The organism is Mycoplana sp. MJR14 (assembly GCF_029210525.1).
Taxonomy (GTDB): Bacteria; Pseudomonadota; Alphaproteobacteria; order Rhizobiales; family Rhizobiaceae; genus Mycoplana.
In genome coordinates this window covers 58936-74807 of record NZ_JARGEO010000017.1, presented here as the reverse complement: position 1 = coordinate 74807, position 15872 = coordinate 58936, and the positions used below count along the sequence as shown (strand labels likewise).

At 67.2% G+C, this 15872-nt stretch carries 13 protein-coding genes; 2 read left to right on the top strand and 11 right to left on the bottom strand.

Annotated features, from left to right (window positions below; all coding sequences use genetic code 11):
* Window positions 1-120: 120 nt before the first annotated feature.
* From P0086_RS24460 to P0086_RS24435, 6 genes are all read right to left on the bottom strand, one after another.
* Entirely contained in the window at window positions 121-927 is an 807-nt protein-coding gene (locus P0086_RS24460; RefSeq protein WP_148656115.1) for a 3-ketoacyl-ACP reductase, read from the bottom strand.
* Complete coding sequence (locus P0086_RS24455) at window positions 924-2432, bottom strand: GMC family oxidoreductase (RefSeq protein ID WP_275790680.1); 1509 nt, start codon at window positions 2430-2432, stop codon at window positions 924-926. The genes P0086_RS24460 and P0086_RS24455 overlap by 4 nt, the downstream gene beginning before the upstream one ends.
* Before the next feature lie 9 nt (window positions 2433-2441).
* Window positions 2442-3557, bottom strand: a complete 1116-nt coding sequence (locus P0086_RS24450) for an ABC transporter ATP-binding protein (protein ID WP_112610635.1) — start codon at window positions 3555-3557, stop codon at window positions 2442-2444.
* A gap of 5 nt (window positions 3558-3562) precedes the next feature.
* Window positions 3563-4444, bottom strand: coding sequence for a carbohydrate ABC transporter permease (locus tag P0086_RS24445; protein WP_112599806.1), 882 nt, complete (start codon window positions 4442-4444; stop codon window positions 3563-3565).
* Window positions 4441-5322 (bottom strand): sugar ABC transporter permease, encoded by an 882-nt coding sequence (locus tag P0086_RS24440; protein ID WP_112599807.1) that lies wholly within the window; start codon window positions 5320-5322, stop codon window positions 4441-4443. The genes P0086_RS24445 and P0086_RS24440 overlap by 4 nt, the downstream gene beginning before the upstream one ends.
* Window positions 5323-5499: 177 nt before the next feature.
* Window positions 5500-6714, bottom strand: a complete 1215-nt coding sequence (locus P0086_RS24435; protein ID WP_275790684.1) for an ABC transporter substrate-binding protein — start codon at window positions 6712-6714, stop codon at window positions 5500-5502.
* Between the two features lie 408 nt (window positions 6715-7122).
* Here P0086_RS24435 and P0086_RS24430 point away from each other — a divergent pair, with 408 nt between their 5' ends.
* Complete coding sequence (locus tag P0086_RS24430; RefSeq protein WP_275790679.1) at window positions 7123-8142, top strand: LacI family transcriptional regulator; 1020 nt, start codon at window positions 7123-7125, stop codon at window positions 8140-8142.
* Window positions 8143-8228: 86 nt separating this feature from the next.
* On the opposite strand, the gene P0086_RS24425 is transcribed toward P0086_RS24430, so the two are convergent.
* The 5 genes from P0086_RS24425 to P0086_RS24405 are packed head-to-tail and all read right to left on the bottom strand — an operon-like array spanning window position 8229 to window position 14186.
* The gene (locus P0086_RS24425; protein ID WP_112614873.1) at window positions 8229-9737 is read right to left on the bottom strand and encodes an aldehyde dehydrogenase family protein; all 1509 of its coding nucleotides are present in this window, start codon (window positions 9735-9737) and stop codon (window positions 8229-8231) included.
* Complete coding sequence (locus P0086_RS24420) at window positions 9737-10516, bottom strand: enoyl-CoA hydratase/isomerase family protein (protein ID WP_275790678.1); 780 nt, start codon at window positions 10514-10516, stop codon at window positions 9737-9739. The genes P0086_RS24425 and P0086_RS24420 overlap by 1 nt, the downstream gene beginning before the upstream one ends.
* Window positions 10509-12119, bottom strand: a complete 1611-nt coding sequence (locus P0086_RS24415) for an acyl CoA:acetate/3-ketoacid CoA transferase (RefSeq protein WP_275790677.1) — start codon at window positions 12117-12119, stop codon at window positions 10509-10511. The genes P0086_RS24420 and P0086_RS24415 overlap by 8 nt, the downstream gene beginning before the upstream one ends.
* A gap of 8 nt (window positions 12120-12127) precedes the next feature.
* Entirely contained in the window at window positions 12128-13144 is a 1017-nt protein-coding gene (locus tag P0086_RS24410) for a Gfo/Idh/MocA family oxidoreductase (protein ID WP_112614807.1), read from the bottom strand.
* The gene (locus P0086_RS24405) at window positions 13086-14186 is read right to left on the bottom strand and encodes a LacI family DNA-binding transcriptional regulator (RefSeq protein ID WP_275790676.1); all 1101 of its coding nucleotides are present in this window, start codon (window positions 14184-14186) and stop codon (window positions 13086-13088) included. Before P0086_RS24405 ends, P0086_RS24410 begins: the two co-directional genes overlap by 59 nt.
* A gap of 478 nt (window positions 14187-14664) precedes the next feature.
* On the opposite strand from P0086_RS24405, the gene P0086_RS24400 reads away from it, so the two are divergent.
* The gene (locus tag P0086_RS24400) at window positions 14665-15831 is read left to right on the top strand and encodes a dihydrodipicolinate synthase family protein (RefSeq protein WP_275790675.1); all 1167 of its coding nucleotides are present in this window, start codon (window positions 14665-14667) and stop codon (window positions 15829-15831) included.
* Window positions 15832-15872: the final 41 nt, after the last annotated feature.

Genomic DNA, 15872 nt, shown 5'->3' with positions numbered 1-15872 from the left:
CCCCCCCGCGGGGGGGGGGGGGGCGGGGGGTGGGGGGGGGGGGGGGCCACTTCTTTGTCGCCGTTCACCCCCACCCGCCGCTTTGCGGCGACCTCCCCCCTCAAGGGGGAGGTGAAACTCTCACAACCGCCCGATCGACAGGCCCCCGTCCAGGTCGATCACCGACCCGGTGGCGAAGGCGAAGCGGCCGGAGGCGAGCGCGGCGACGGCGGCGCCGATGTCGGCGGGCTCCCCCCAGCGCTTCATGGGCACCAGTCCGCCGGCGATCAGCGCGTCGTACTTGGCCGACACGCCGGCGGTCATATCCGAGCGGATGATCCCGGGGCGGACCTCGAACACCGAGACGCCGCTGTCGGCCAGCCGCAGCGCCAGCCCCTGGCTGAAGGCGGCGAGCCCGGCCTTGGTCATGCAGTAGTCGAGCCGCTCGGGCGACGACAGCGCGGCCGAAACCGAGGTGATGTTGACGATCGCGCGCGCATGGCTGGCCGGAACCGCGAGCATCGCGCGCAGGACGGCCTGCGTGAAGAACACCGTGCCGCGCAGGTTGGTGGCGACGATCCTGTCGAAATTCTCCGGCGTCAGGTCGAGGAAATCGCCGCGCACCACCGAGGCGATACCGGCGTTGTTGACCAGGCAATCGATGCGGCCGAACCGCGCCATGATCGCCTCGACGGTCGCCGCATGTCCCTCCACGACCGCAAGGTCGGCCTGGAAATAGGCGGTGTCCGCGCCCGCGTCGCGCAGTTCGGCCAGCACCTTGTCCGTTTCCTCGTCGGAAGCGCCGATGCCGGTGATGGCGATGTCGAAACCGTCGGCGACGAGCGCCCTGGCAATGCCGAGCCCGATGCCGCGGCGGCCGCCGGTGACGATCGCCAGCCGGCGGGCAGGCGGGCGGCGGCGGTGAAGCGAGCGAAAGGAGGCCGTCATGCCGCGAGCCCCCCGGTCCGGATATGGTCGGCGACCCGCAGCGCCTGCGCGGCGATGGTCAGCGCCGGATTGACCGCAGCCGACGTCGGCAGGAACGAGGCGTCGACGACGAAGAGGTTCGGATGGTCATGGGCGCGGCAATGGACGTCGAGCGGCGCCGTGGCCGGGTCGTTGCCGATGCGGATCGTGCCGCACTGGTGCGAGGGCGTCCGCTTGTCGAAGGCGCGCGACAGCACGATCGGAAATCCGGCCTTCCGCAGCACCGCCTTCAGCTTCGCCACCAGCTCCAGATGGGCATCCCAGTTGGTGCGGGTCCATTTCAGCACGATCCGCTCGCCGTCCACCGTGATCCGGCTTTCGGGATGCGGGAGGTCCTCGCTCATGGCGTAGAAATCGATCGCATGCCGCGAGACGCGCTCCAGCAGCCATTCCGGCACCGAGGGCATGTTGGCCTTCAGGATCTTCCCCGACACGCGCCCGAGCAGCTGGACGTTGCCGAGCGGCGGCCCGCCGGCTCCATCGGAGAGATAGAAATCGTTGAAGCCGAACGTCTTCTGGTAGATCGAGTTGTTCCGGTAGGACGGCGAGAGCGCGATCACCGCGCTCGAATTGTGGTTCATGAAATTGCGGCCGACCTGGTCGGACGTGTTGGCAAGCCCGCGCGGATGGGCCTCGTCCGCCGAGCGCAGCAGCAGTGCTGCGGACTGGACGGCGCCGGCGGACAGGATCACGAGCCTGGGCGTCAGGCTTTCCTCCACCCCGTCCCGCACATAGCGGACCGCTGCGATCGATCGCCCGTCCGCCGCGGTCACGAGCCTGGTGACGCGGCTGCCGGTCTGCAGCCTGACATTGTCATGCTTCAGCGCCTCGGCCAGTGCTGCGGTCTCGGCATCCATCTTGCCGTCGTCGGCATTCGGATGCGCATCCCACGGCGTCTTGGCCTTCGCCAGCCAGCGGTCGATGTCGATGCCCAGCGGCAGCGAATAGGGATGCATGCCGGCCGCCTTCAGCCGCTTGCGCACCATCGCGATCGGCGGCTCGTCGGGGACCGGCGGGAACGCGTAGGGCGCCGAATGCGACGGCTCGGTCGGATCCTCGCCGAGCGCACCGCGCACCTGGTAGAGCCGCTCGGCCGCCGAATACCAGGGCTCCAGTTCCTCGTAGGGAAAGGGCCAGGCGGGCGAGACGCCCTCGCGGTGGCGCATCTCCAGGAAATCCTCGCGGCGGTAGCGCACGAGGACGGCCCCGAAGAACTTCGAATTGCCGCCGACATTGTAGTAGTTGCCGGGATTGAAGCCTTCGCCGCCGGCCTCGTACCAGGTCTCCTTCGGCCGGAAATGGCCGCGCTGGAAGATCGCGCGCTGGTCGCGGTTCTCCGGCCGGTCGAGGATATGGCCGCCGGCCTCGAGAATGAGGATGCGGGCGCCGCTCGGCGCGAGGCCGGCCGCAACCGTGGCCCCGCCGATGCCGGAGCCGATGATGACGATGTCGGGTTGAACGCTCACCGGATCCTCTCAGGCGATGCGACGCTGGCTGTCGGGATCGAAGAAGCAGGCCTTGTCGAGATTGAAGGCGAGCCGCGCCTTCTGCCCCGCCGCGATGCGGGCATCGGCGCGCAGCCTCGCGACGATCTCCTTGCCGCCGAGATGGGTGACCGCAAACGTATCGGCGCCGGCAGGCTCGACCACCTCGATCAGGCAGTCGCCCTGCGCGATCGTGCGGGCGTTGTGGTCGGCGCCCTCGGGATCGGTCAGCGCCTCCGGGCGGATGCCGAAGATCACCTCCCGGCCGCGATAGGCGCCGAGCCCCTGCGGGGCATTGTCGACGACGAGCCTGAGCGGCTCGGCCTCGGGCCGGGCGAGCGACACGGCAAGCCCGCCGCCGTCACCCTCGACCTTCGCCTTCAGGAGGTTCATCGCCGGCGAGCCCATGAAGTCGGCAACGAAGATATTGGCCGGATTGTTGTAGATCTCCGCAGGCGTGCCGAACTGCTGCAAGACGCCGTCCTTCAGCACCGCGATCTTGGTCGCCAGCGTCATCGCCTCGATCTGGTCGTGGGTGACGTAGACGATCGTCGTCTTCATCCGCTGGTGCAGGCGCTTGATCTCGGTGCGCATGTCGACGCGCAGCTTGGCGTCGAGGTTCGACAGCGGCTCGTCGAACAGGAAGAGCTTGGGATCGCGCACCAGCGCCCGCCCCATGGCGACGCGCTGGCGCTGGCCGCCGGAGAGCTGGCCGGGCTTGCGGTCCAGCAGGTGGCCGATCTGCAGCATCTCGGCGACCTCGCGGATCGCCTTGTCGCGCTGGTCCTTCGGCACCCCGCGGATCTCCATGCCGAAGGCGATGTTGCCGGCCACCGTCATGTTCGGATAGAGCGCGTAGGACTGGAACACCATGGCGATGTCGCGCTTGGAGGGATGCAGGCCCGCGACCGAGCGGCCGTCGATGGCGATGTCCCCGGAGGTGATCGGCTCCAGCCCGGCGATGGTGTTGAGCAGCGTGGACTTGCCGCAGCCGGACGGCCCGACGAGCACGAGGAAGCCGCCCTGCTCTATTTCCAGGTTGATATCCTTCAGGATTTCCAGGGAGCCGTAGGACTTGCGAAGGTTGCTGATCTTGAGAAACGACATGCTGGTCATCCTTTCACGGCGCCGGACATCAGGCCGCGGACGAAGTAGCGGCCGGAGACGATGTAGACGATGAGGGTGGGAAGGGCTGCGAGGATCGCGCCCGCGAAGTGGACGTTGTATTCCTTCACGCCGGTCGACGAGGAGACGAGGTTGTTCAGCGCCACCGTCATCGGCGTCGAATAGGGTCCGGAGAAGGACGCGCCGAACAGGAAGTCGTTCCAGATATTGGTGAACTGCCAGATGACCGAGACGACGATGATCGGCCCCGACGACGGCAGCAGGATGCGGCGGAAGATCTGGAAGAAGCTCGCCCCGTCGATCTGCGCCGCCCGCACCAGCTCGGTCGGGAAGTTTTCGTAGTAGTTGCGGAAGTAGAGCGTCGTGAAGCCGATGCCGTAGATCACGTGCACCATGATCAGGCCCCAGATCGAGCCGGCGATCCCCATGATGCCGAGCATGCGCGCCATCGGGATCAGCACGATCTGGAACGGGATGAAGCAGGACAGAAGCAGCAGCCCGAAGAAGACGTTGGACCCGCGGAAGGGCCATTTCGTCAGCACATAGCCGTTCAGCGCGCCGACGATGGTGGAGATCGCGACGGCCGGCACGACCATCAGGATCGAATTGATGAAGAACGGGCGAAGGCCGGTCGGCTGCACGCCGATCTGCGCGGTCGACCAGGCCGAAAGCCAGGGTTCGACCGTCCACACCTGCGGCAGGTTCAGCATGCCGCCCTGGCGGATCTCGTCCAGCGGCTTCAACGAATTGACCACCATGACGTAGAGCGGCAGCAGGTAGTAGATCGCGAAGATGATCAGCGCCGTATAGATCAGCGCGCGCGTCAGGCGGCCATGGCTGATGACGTTTTCGGGGCTTGCAGCGCTCATCGGCCCTTGCCTCCACGGATTTCGGAATAGAGATAGGGAACGATGATCGAGAAGATCATGATCAGCATGATGATCGCCGAGGACGCACCGATGCCCATCTGGTTGCGGGTGAAGGTGTAGGAATACATGAAGGTCGCCGGCAGTTCGGTCGCCTGGCCGGGCCCGCCGCCGGTCAAGGCGATGACCAGGTCGTAGGCCTTGATCGCCAGATGGGCGAGGACGACGAAGGCGGAGAGGAAGATGGGGCGCATCAGCGGAATGATGATGCGGCGATAGACCGTCAACGTGGACGCGCCGTCGATCTGCGCCGCCTTGATGATCTCGTTGTCGACGCCGCGCAGGCCGGCGAGGAACATCGCCATGACGAAGCCGGACGACTGCCAGACGGCGGCGATGACGACGCAGTAGATCGCGTAGTTGCGGTCCTTGATCCAGTTGAACGAGAAGCTCTCCCAGCCCCAGAGGTGCATGGTGTTCTCCAGCCCGATGCCGGGGTCGAGGAACCATTTCCAGGCCGTGCCGGTGACGATGAAGGACAGCGCCATCGGATAGAGGTAGATCGGTCGCAGGACCCCCTCGATGCGGATCCGCTGGTCGAGCAGGATCGCAAGGCCGAGCCCGAGCACGCTGCAGATGACGATGTAGAGCGAGGCGAAGATCGCGAGATTCGAGATCGCCCGCCACCAGTGCGGCAGCGCCCACAGCCGGATGTAGTTCTGCAGTCCGACGAAGTTGTAGGACGGCAGCATCTTGCTGTCCGTCAAGGACAAGAGCCCCGTGTAGGCGATGAAGCCGTAGACGAACACCAGGACTATGAGGAAGCTGGGAGCAAGCACGAGCTTCGGAAGAAGCTCCTGCAGGCGCGAGCGGCTATCCATGATCGGTTACCATCGTTCTTGAGCTGCTTTGATGTCGGGCGGATTGCCCGCGCCCCGCTCCTCTCCCCGCAGGCAGGGAGAGGGAGCCTGGACGTTGCGGCGCATTCCCTTCTCCCCGCCTGCGGGGAGAAGGTGCCGGCAGGCGGATGAGGGGCAGAGCCCCCCGGGCCTGACTGCCTACTTCGCGCCTTCGACGGCTGCGACCAGTTCGGTGACGGCTTCCTCGGAGGAGAGCTCACCGTTGAACTGGCGCGTCACGACGTCGTAGATCGCGTTCTTGACGGCGGCCGGGTTTGCGTGACCGTGCGCCATCGAGCCGTAGAGCGAGCCGCTGGCATTGGCCTCGGCCAGGTCCTTGATGCCCTTCTTGCCGCAATCGTCGAAGTCGGTGTCCGGAACGTCGGTGCGCGCCGGGACCGAGCCCTTGACGACGTTGAAGGCCGACTGGAAGGTCGGGCTCTCGATCGCCGAGGCCATCTTCAGCTGCGCCGGGACCTTGTCGTCGGCAACCTTGAACATGGCGAACTGGTCGGAGTTGAACGTCACCGAGCCCTGCGTGCCGGGGAAGCGCATGCAGACGAAGTCCGTGCCCGGCTTCTTGCCGGCCTTCAGGAACTCGCCCTTGGCCCAGTCACCCATGAACTGCAGGCCGGCCTTGTCCTCGATCACCATCGCCGAGGCGAGGTTCCAGTCGCGGCCGGAGAAGTTGTCGTCCACGTAGGAGCGCAGCTTCGTCATGCGGTCGAAGGCTTCCTTCATCTGCGGGCTGCCGAGCGTCGCCGGGTCGAGGTCGATGAAGGCCTTCTTGTAGAAGTCGTTGCCGAGCGACAGCACGACCGCATCGAAGATGGTCGCATCCTGCCAGGGCTGGCCGCCATGGGCGACCGGCGTGATGCCCTGCTCCTTGAACTTGTCGAGCAGCACGATGAGTTCGTCCCAGTTGGCCGGCTCCTTGCCGCCCGCCTTGTCGAGGGCCGCCTTGTTGATCCAGACCCAGTTGGTGGAGTGGACGTTGACCGGTGCTGCGATCCAGTGGCCGTCATACTTGGAGAACTGCTGCAGGGCAGTCGGGACGACCTTGTCCCAGCCTTCCTGTGCGGCGACTTCATCGAGGTTGCCGAGCGCGCCTTCCTTGGCCCAGTCCAGGATGTCGAAGCCGAGCATCTGCACGGCCGTCGGCGCATTGCCGGCGGTGACGCGGGCGCGCAGCACGGTCATGGCCTCGGTGCCGCCGCCGCCTGCGACCGGCATGTCGGTCCAGGAGATGCCCTTGGATTCCAGGTCCTTCTTCAGGACGTCGAGGGCGGCAGCCTCGCCGCCGGACGTCCACCAGTGAAGCACTTCCACGTTCTCCGCGGCGCGTGCGGACATGCCGCCACCGAGGCTCATCATCACCGCAGCGATTGCGGTCGTCGTTACGAACTTGCGCATCGATTTCCTCCCGTTTGCAAGTTTCCTGGGCGGGATCCTCCTCCCGCCGTTTCCAGTCACCCCGGCCCTCCGGCAATGACATCGGAGTTACGGCCGAAGCCGTCGGCTCAATTTAAAACGTTATAAGTCACGCCAAGTCAAGCACCGCCCGACGTTCTGCAACCGCGATCCATAAGTGCTTGTATGCCAGAGGTTAGTTTGGCAGCCAGCAGACGGAACGCCGCTGTGCATAGCACCAGAACGAGGTTTAAAACGTTTGCACTGCAGGATTGCTTCATGTCCGGCCTGTTTGTAAGGTGCAGCCGAAATTACAAACCCCAGCCGAAGAAAACTGCCGTGCGCCGAAGCGAGAAGTCTTCCGAAACCGAGGTGACAAGAACCGTTCCGCGTACCGGCAAGCCGACGCTGAAGACGATTGCCGACCTGACGGGACTGGCGATCACCACCGTGTCGCGCGCGCTCGGCAACGCGCCGCAGATTTCCGAAGCCACGCGCAAGCGGGTGCACGAAGTCGCAGGCGAAATCGGCTACCTGCCGGACCGGGCCGCCCAGCGCCTGAAGACGGGGCGCACCAACGTCATCTCCGTGCTGCTCGACCCGCATGAGGAGATCCTCGGCTTCGGCACCTCGCTCATCCACGGCCTGGCGCGGGCGCTGCAATCCACGCCCTATCACCTCATCGTCACGCCGAGCTTCATCGAGGGCGGCAACGTCGATGCGGTGAACTACATCATCCGAAACGGCATGGCCGACGGGCTGATCCTGTCCCGCACCGAGCCCTTCGACCCGCGCGTGCGCCTGCTTCTGGAGAACGGCTTTCCCTTCGTCACCCACGGGCGCACCGAATTCACCACGCCGCACGCCTATGTCGACTTCGACAATTTCGCCTTCGCTTACCAGGCGGTGCGCCGTCTGATCGCCAAGGGTCGGCAAAGGGTGACGATCATCCCGCCGCCGCGGCGCCTGACCTTCTCCCAGCACATGCTGCACGGCTTCATGACGGCGGTGCGCGAGGTGGGCGTGGCCTACGAGATACCCGAAACGGTCGACCTGGACTGTCCTGCCGACCAGATCCGCGACCACATCCGCCGGCGCATGGCCGGCGCCGGCGCGCCGGACGGCCTCGTCTGTCCCGGCGAGGTCTCCGCGCTGGCCACGATCACCGGCATGAGCGACTGCGACCTCGGCCTCGGCGTCGAATACGACATCGTCGCCAAGCAGACCTCGCACCTGCTGACCCAGATCCAGCCCAAGGTCGAGACGATCTACGAGGACCTGACGGCCGCGGGCGAGGCCATGGGCCATCTCCTGCTGCGCCGCATTGCCGGCGAGGATGCGGCGGAGCTGCACATGCTGCAGGCGCCGCAGCTCGGCTTCCCGGCGCCCTGAGGCCGCCCGCCCTCGCCCGGCCGATCTCCACGCTCGGGGCGGGAGATGCCCGGCAGGGCAGACGGGGGTCGGGTTTGCCTGCTCGTTCATCGCGGCATCCACCAGTTCGTGCGTGCGCCGATATGCATGTTGAGCGTCTTGGTCTCGGTGTAGTCCTCCACCGCATGGCGGCCCAGTTCGCGGCCGAGACCCGACTGGCGATAGCCGCCGAAAGGCAGCTCGGAGGCGCCGTCCATGAAGGTGTTCATCCAGATCGTGCCGGCGCGGACGCGGCGGCCGATCGTCAGGCAGGTGTCGAAGTCGCGGCTCCAGACACCGGCGGAAAGCCCGTAGTCGATGGCATTGGCGATCCGGATCGCCTCTTCCGTCGTCTCGAAGGTGAGGACGGACAGCACGGGGCCGAACACCTCCTCGCGCGCCACCGCCATGTCGGGCTTCACCCCGGCAAGAATGGTCGGCGCCATGAACTGGCCGCGACCGAGATCGAGCGCCTCCCCGCCGAGCGCAACACCCGCGCCCGCGCCCTGCGCGCCCGCAACGTAGCCGGCGATCTTCTCCAGATGCTGCGGCGTGATGATCGCCCCGACCTGCGTCGTCGGATCGAGCGGATCGCCGACACGAACCTTTCGCGACAGTTCCGCCACGCGCGCGGTCACCTCGTCGGCAATGTCGCGATGCAGGATCAGCCGCGAGCCGGCGTTGCAGCATTCGCCGGCGTTGAAATAGGCGCCGAACACCGCGGCATCGATGAAGTCGTCCAGATTGGCGTCCGGGAAGACGATCTGCGGGTTCTTGCCGCCGAGTTCGAGCGAGACCTTCTTCAGCGACTGCGCCGCATTCGCCATCGTCAGCCGCCCGACGCCGGTGGAACCGGTGAAGGAGACCATGTCGACGTCCGGATGCGTCGTCATCGGCGCGCCGACCTCCGGCCCCGTGCCGGTCACGATGTTGACGACGCCTGCCGGCACCCCGGCCTCGGCGAGGATCTCGCCCAGCACCAGCGTCGAGCCCGACGTCAGTTCCGACGGCTTGACCACCGTCGTGCAGCCTGCGGCCAGCGCAAAGGGTAGCTTCTGGCTTACGATCAGGAAGGGGAAGTTCCACGGCGTGATGATCGAGACGACGCCGATCGCCTCGCGCAGCACGACACCGAGCGTGCCGTCGCCGAGCGTGTTGTAGCTTTCGCCGTGCAGATCGCGGGCGAGCGCTGCCGCATAGCGCCAGATGTCGACGGCGCCGCCGAGCTCCGCCTTCGCCTGGCTGATCGGCTTGCCGCTCTCGATCGCGTCGAGATGGGCGAGTTCGTCGGCGCGGGCGGCGATGAGGTCGGCGGCCTTCAGCAGGATGTTCGAGCGTTCGGCGCCCGTCATGCGCGGCCAGCGGCCCTCGTCGAAGCTGCGACGCGCAGCCGCGATGGCACGCTCGGCATCGCCTTTCGTGCCGGCCTGGTAGCGGCTGACCGTGACGCCGTGGCCGGGCGCGACGCGTTCCAGCGTCTTGCCGCCATCGGTCTCCACCCAGGCACCGTCGATCAGCATGCGGAAATCGCGCGCCTTGTAGTCCGTCAGCGCCTTCGGCTGCACCGTGACTGTCATCACCATTCTCCCTTGAAGTCTGCGGGGCGTTTTCCCGTGAAGGCGGCGACGCCTTCCCTGAGGTCGCCGGTCTTGGCCACGAGGATCGAGCCGAGCGCCTCCACGGCGCTGCCATTGTCCTCGCCGTTGGCAACGGCGATCATGAGCTTGGAAACCTCCGTCGCCGCCGGACCGCGCGCGGCGATACGGGCCGCATAGGCCTTCGCCGCCGCAACCGATGTCCCGGTCTCCACGACCTGGTCGACGATGCCCAGCGCCGCGGCTTCCCCGGCAGTCAGGACCTCGCCGCCGAGCAGCATCCGCCGCACGGCCTGCGCGCCGAAGCGCCTGACCAGCCGCTGCGTGCCCGACCAGCCGGGCACCATGCCGAGGCCCGCTTCCGGCAGGCCGATCTTCACCTGGCTTTCGGCGATGCGGATATCGGCGGCGGCCGCGAGCTCGAGCCCGCCGCCCAGCGCATGGCCGTTGACGGCCGCGATCAACGGCATCCGCAAGGTCGCGAGCCGTTCGAACACGCGGTGGCCGAAGCGCACCCAGGCGTGGCCGAACTCGTTCGGCTCCATGCCGCCCCAGGCCCTGATGTCGCCGCCGGCGGAAAAGGCCTTGCCCTCGCCGGTCAGGATCGCCACGCGCACGGCGTTGTCGGTCTCGACCGCGTCGCAGGCATCCGCAAGTTCCTTCAACATGGCGATGTCGAAGGCGTTCAGCTTTTCCGGGCGGGCGACGGTGATCGTCGCGACCGCGCCCTCGACGGCAATCCGGATGCGCGGCTCAGACATGGGCGACCCCCAGTGTCGGCCGCGCCTTCGGCGGCAGCGTCAGCCCCAGCGGCGCATCGGCAAAGAGCGCGCCGTCCATGACCTTCAGGTTTTCCGACACGATCAGCGGGAACTCCGACTGGTCGAGGACATGCGTCTGCAGGTCGATGCCTGGGGCGATCTCGGTCAGCATGACGCCCTGCTGCGTCAGCTTCATCACGCAGCGCTCGGTGACATAGGTGATGTCCTGGCCCTGCTCGATGGCGCGGCGGCCGGAGAAGGTCACGTGCTCGACCGCGTCGACCAGCTTCTTCAGCTTGCCCTCCTTCTCGATGACGAGCCTCCCGCCCTCGATCCCGAGCTTCGCGCCGGCATTGAACATGCCGGAAAAGACGATCTTGCGGGCGCGGGCGGTGATGTCGACGAAGCCGCCGGCGCCGGCCGTCACATGCGGACGGAACGAGAGCTTGGAGACGTTGACCGAGCCGTCGCGGCCGATCTCGAGGAAGGACAGCAGCGACGCGTCGAAGCCGCCGCCCTGGAAGTAGGTGAACTGGTAGGGCGAGGGCATGTAGGCATCGGCGTTCGAGGCGCAGCCGAAGGCGAAGTCGAGCAGCGGCACGCCGCCGACGGCGCCCTGCTCGATCACCCAGGTGACGTCGCCGTGCAGCCCCTCCTCCAGCAGGATCCGCGGCACGTTGGCGGAAATGCCGAAGCCGAGGTTGACGCAGCTTCCGGCTTCCAGTTCCTGCGCGACGCGGCGGGCGATCACCTTCTGGATGTTGAACTCGGGGACGCGGAAGCTGTCGATCGGGCGCATGATCTCACCGGAGATGGCGGGATCGTAGGTGGTCTGCGTCGTCTGCTTCTGGTCCGGATCGACGACGATGTAGTCGACCAGCATGCCGGGCACGCGCACGTCGTGCGGCTTCAGCGCGCCCTCCTTGGTGACGCGCTTGACCTGCGCGATGACGATCCCGCCATTGTTGCGGGCGGCGAGCGCCTGGTCGAGACCGCCGAGATAGGCGCCTTCATGCTCGTAGGTGAGGTTGCCGCGCTCGTCGGCGGTGGTGGCGCGGATGATCGCCACGTGCGGCACGATCGCCGGGAAATACAGCCACTCCTCGCCCTCGAACGTGACCTTCTTCACCACCGGCTGGCCGGCCGCCTTGTCGTTCATCGCGCAGCCCTGGCGCGACGGATCGACGAAGGTGTCGAGGCCGACCTTGGTGAGAACGCCGGGGCGCTTGGCCGCCGCCTCGCGGTGCATGTCGAACAGGATGCCGGAGGGAATGTTGTAGGCCGGGATCTCGTTGCCGGTGACCATCTGCCAGATCAGCGGCGGCTCGGCGGTGGACGGCCCGGACGGATAGGAGCCGCCGATGATCCGGGCGAGCAGGCCTTTCCTGGCGATATGGTCCACGCCCCGGATGCCGCTCATGTCGCCGGCCGCGATCGGGTGCAGGGTGGTGATGTTCTTGGGATGGCCGCTCGCCTCGAAGCGGTCGCCGATCGCCTTCAGCATCAGGTCCGGGCAGCCGAGACCGGAGGAGGAGGAAACCGAGACGACCGCGCCGTCCGGGATGAGGGCTGCCGCTTCTGCCGGCGAGATGTGCTTGTTCATGATGTCGCTCAAAGTCCAGGTTCGATCTTGACGGCGGTGCCGCTCTGCGCGGCCTTGACGACCGCGAGCCCCGCGGCCAGCGACCAGACGCCGTCTTCGCCGGTCGCCGACGGCTTGCCGTTGCCGGCGATCGCCGCATGGAAGGCGGAAAGCGCCGTCTCGTAGAGATTGCGATGGTCGAGCGGAAGCTCGTGCTCGCCCGTGACGTTGCGCAGCGTCACCGTCCCCAGGGCCCGCTGCGTCATGACGTTGCGGCCGATCAGCGAGCCCTCGGTGCCGTGCACCTCGAGCCCCGTCTCGGCGAACTTCGTCGTGAAGCCGTCGTGGAACTGGGCGATGACGCCGGACCGGAAGCGCAGCACGCCCATCACCGCATCCTCCAGTCCCGCCCGCGCCATGCCGCCCTGGTGGCTGAAGGCGATCGCCTCGACCGGATCGTCGCCGAGCACGAAGCGCAGCGTGTCGGTGTCGTGCACCGTGATGTCGAGGATGACGCCGCCGCCGGCCTCCGGCCGCTCCAGACGCCAGCCCTGCAGGTGCGGCGGCAGGTAGACCGCATGGAACACGCGGGCCGAGAGCGGCTTGCCGATCCGGCCCGCAGCGATGGCGTCCCGCATCGCCCGGTGGGTGGCGGCGTTGCGCAGGTGATGGTTCGTCGCCAGCACGACCCCCGCCTCCCTGGCGGCCCGGACCATGGCGCGGGCATCCTCCAGCGAGGTCGCGAGCGGCTTCTCGCACAGGATGTGCTTGCCGGCGCGCGCCGCCGCGATCGCCTGATCGCGGTGCAGTTCGTTGGTGGTCGAGATGTAGACGGCGTCGATCTCGGGATCGGCGAGCAGCTCGGAAAGGTTCGTGACCGGCTTCGCGATGCGCTGGTCGGCGGCATAGCTGCGGCCGCGCTCGGCGCTGGTGCTCATGAGCGAAACGATCTCGCCGCCCGTGGCGCGGATCGCCCCGATCACCCACTCACGCGCGATCGTGCTGGCGCCGATCAGTCCCCACCGTGTCGTGCGAGGCTGTGTCATGCGTGGCTCCTCCATCCCATGTCTTCAAGGTCGCGCCGCAACTCTGGCGCACCACCAGCCGAACCGAGGCGACCTGCGCCTCGGCCTCCACCCGGCCGGAATTGATCTGTTTCAAGAGCATCTGCGCGGCGCGCCGGCCCATGCCCTGCGGGTCGACGGAAACCGTCGTCAGCGCCGGCACCGCGGTCTCCGCCTCGATCACGTCGTCGAAGCCGACGACGCCGAAATCGCGGCCGGGCTCGAGCCCGCGGGCGCGCAGGCCGTCGCAGACGCCGAAGGCGACCGCATCGTTGAAGCAGAGCGCGGCAGTCGGCCGGTCGGCGATCAGCATGGCGCGTTCGATCGCGGTCACGCCGCCGGCGCGCGAGGGCGCGGAATTCACCATCAGCGCCGCATCCACGTCGAGCCCGGCTGCGGCCAGCGCCTCGCGGTAGCCGAGCATCCGCTCCCCGGAGACGGCCGTGTCGGAAAAGCCGCCGAGAAAGGCGATACGGCGATGGCCGAGCGAAATCAGGTGCTCGGTCGCCTGCCGTGCGCCGGCATAGTTGTCCGACAGCAGCGAGGAGACCTTGGCGCCGGCAATGTTGCGGACGACGACGACGACCGGCACGCCGGCGGCCGTCAACGGCTTGAAGTCCGCAGCCTCCGTGCCGCGCGCCGGCGAGATGATCAGCCCGGAAATGCCGTGCTCGCGCATCGAGGCGATCACCTCGCGCTGGCGGTCGATGCTCTCGCCGGTATTGGCGAGGAACTGCACGAACCCGGCCGACTGCATGACCATGTCCATGCCCACCGCAAGCTCGGCGAAGAAGGAATTGGTGAGATCGTTGACGACGATGCCGACGATCTTCGACGAGGCCGTCTGGCGCAGGTTCGCGGCGCCGCGGTTATAGACGTAGCCCAGCTCGCGGATGGCGGCATTGACCTTCGCACGGGTCTGCTCGTTGACCAGGGGGCTCGCCTGCAGCACGAGCGAGACGGTCGACTTCGACACGCCGGCGGCCTGTGCAATATCGACGACTGTCACCCTGCTTCTGGTCACCCATTTCCTCCCGCGCAGCCCTGCTCCGCCGCTTTCGGAGGTGAGATTTATTGGATCGTTCCAAAATAGTCAAGCGCCATTTGTCGATTGTCCGACATGGCCAGGGCATCAGGCGCACCCGCCTCGCGGCGCATGACGAGAAAGCGCAATACACTCCGGACGGCACCGGACACGGCCAGCGGTCGCCCGAGACCAGCTGCCAAAACAGAGGCGGCGACCAACGTGCCGCGCGGCAAAAATAAATAATTACATAGATTTATTCCAAGTTCGCCGCGCAAAAGTGACGCCGATCCGAGCGGAGTGCCCCGCGCCTCCGGGACGCGGTGCGCGGACGAGGCGCACGAAAGGCACCACGGCGATCCGGGCACCAGCCACCATACGCCAGGCCACGAACCGACCTCTCATCGCCCCTCACACCGCTCTTGCAATTTGGAACGATCTAAATTATGCCCTCTTTCAAACGATGGAGGAGATACCCATGTCGACAGTCGCCTTGCCGAAAGCGGACGGCACGATCGAGCGCTACGTGCTGTCGGGCACGCCGACCGAACGGCCGCAGGCTCCCCCCGTCTTCAACCGCATCGCCTATGCCGCCGCCCATGTGGTGTCGGATCCCCTCAGGGACACGCGGCCCTGGGAGGCGCCCGCGATCGACTGGGAAGCGACGCTCGCCTTCCGGCATCACCTGTGGTCGCTCGGCTTCCGCATCGCCGAGGCGATGGACACCGCCCAGCGCGGCATGGGGCTCAACTGGGCCGGCGCGCAGGAACTGATCCGCCGCTCGCTCGCGGAGGCCCGCACCGTCCCCGGCGCCGACCTCGCCTGCGGCGCGGGAACCGACCAGCTCTCGCCCGGCGACGCGAGGTCGCTCGACGACGTGGTCGCGGCCTACGAGGAACAGATCGGCTTCGTCGAGCGGCATGGCGGACGGGCGATCATGATGGCAAGCCGGGCGCTTGCCCGCCTCGCCCGCTCGCCGGACGACTACCGCAAGGTCTATGGCCGCATCCTGGGCCAGACCCGCGACAAGGTGGTGCTGCACTGGCTGGGCGACATGTTCGATCCGCAATTGAAGGGATACTGGGGCAGCGACAACTTCGAGGCCGCGCTCTCAGGCGTGCTGTCGATCATCGAGGACAACCGCGACAAGGTCGAAGGCATCAAGATCTCGCTGCTCGACAACGCCAAGGAAGTGGCGCTGCGAAACCGCCTGCCGGAAGGGGTCCTCTGCTTTACCGGCGACGACTTCAACTATGCCGAACTGATCGAAGGCGATGGACAGAGATACAGCCACGCCCTGCTCGGCATCTTCGACGCGGTCGCGCCGCAAGCCTCCAGGGCGCTGGCCGCCCTGGCGTCCGGCGACGTCGCAGCCTTCCGCGCCACGATCGAGCCCACCGTGCCCCTGTCGAGGAAGATCTTCGAGGCCCCGACACAGTACTACAAGGGCGGCGTCGTCTTCCTCGCCTGGCTCAACGGCCACCAGGCCCATTTCACCATGCCGGCCGGCCTGCAGTCGGCCCGCGGCATGCTCCACTATGCCGACATCTTCCGCCTCGCAGACCGCGCCCGCGTGCTGGACCGGCCGGAACTGGCAGCGCAGCGGATGAAGAGCCTGCTCGCGGTCCACGGCATCGAGGGCTGAGAGCGTCCCGGCACGCCCGCCGGGTGAAGCCGGCGAAGGCG